Source organism: Colwellia sp. MB3u-55 (genome assembly GCF_014076785.1).
In the GTDB taxonomy this organism is placed as follows: domain Bacteria; phylum Pseudomonadota; class Gammaproteobacteria; order Enterobacterales; family Alteromonadaceae; genus Colwellia_A.
On the sequence record NZ_JACGUS010000029.1, the window covers coordinates 1 to 1206 of the forward strand.

Here is a 1206-nt window from a genome sequence, read left to right on the forward strand (position 1 = left end):
AAGTAAAATTGGCCACAGTTTTGTAGCTTAATTTGTATCTTCGCTCTGATTCATTTGGGCTTATTCCACCGTTGTACGTATGTGGCCTGGTCTTATTGTAATAATCCATGATGTAATTAATGATTACTTGTTTGGCTTCATTAAAATTCTTATACCCTATCAAAGGTATCCATTCCGTTTTCAAACTTCTAAAATATTGTTCCATTGGTGCATTATCCCAACAATTTCCACGGCGGCTCATGCTTTGCGTGATTTGATAACGCCACAGTCGTTGCCTAAACTTTCTGCTGGTGTAATGCGTTCCTTGGTCTGAATGGAATATGACATCTTTAGGCTTTCCTCTGCTCTCATATGCCATCATTAATGCTTGCATCTTTAACTCACTATCAGGTGAGTTTGAGATCGCCCAGCCAATAACTTTTCTAGAAAAAAAATCAAGGACAACAGCAAGATAAGACCAACGATTATCCGTCCAAATGTACGTCACATCTCCACACCAATAAGTATTAGGCTCAACAACGGCGAATTGACGTTTGAGTATATTTGGGATGGCCACATGATCTTGATTCACCTTCTTATATTTATGCTTAGGTATCTGACAACTCACTAAATCTAGCTCATTCATTAAGCTTCTTGCCCGATAACGACTTAATGGATAACCTTCATTCGTCATCATATCAGATAGACTTCTAGCACGCGCAGAGCCACCACTAAGTGCATGAAAGCGTTTAACATCAGCTCTTAATTTAATCTCTGACGAGCTTAAATTATTATCCCTGTTCACCCAATATTTATAACTGCTGCGATGTACTTTAAATACATCGCATAACGTAGTGATTGGATATTTTATTTTGTTGCTCTGATTGAGTTTCTCAATAAATAAGAATTGTTCAGGGAGTCTGACATCAACAGAGCAGTAGCCTTTTTTAAGATATCCTTTTCTAATTCAATGCGTTCAATCTTTTTTTCAAGTTCAAGTGTTTTTAATTGATCAGCGGTCATAGGAATTGCTTTAGGTTGTTTACCTTTTCGCTATTCTTTCAACTGTTTAACCCATTTGCTAACGGTGGAATAGCCAGCCCCCATGGCCTTCGCTGCATCTTCGTGGGTATAACCATTATCAACAACTAATTGTGCTGTTTCTAATCGAAATTCAGGACTGAAATTTGGACGTTTTTTCTTTGTCATTTGTATCACCTAACGTTT

Annotated in this window: 1 pseudogene; it reads right to left on the reverse strand. The window is 37.6% G+C overall.

Annotation, left to right across the window (positions count from 1 at the left end):
- Positions 1-1188 (reverse strand): annotated as a pseudogene (locus tag H4J66_RS00985) (IS3 family transposase); the annotation flags it as partial.
- Positions 1189-1206 lie beyond the last annotated feature (18 nt).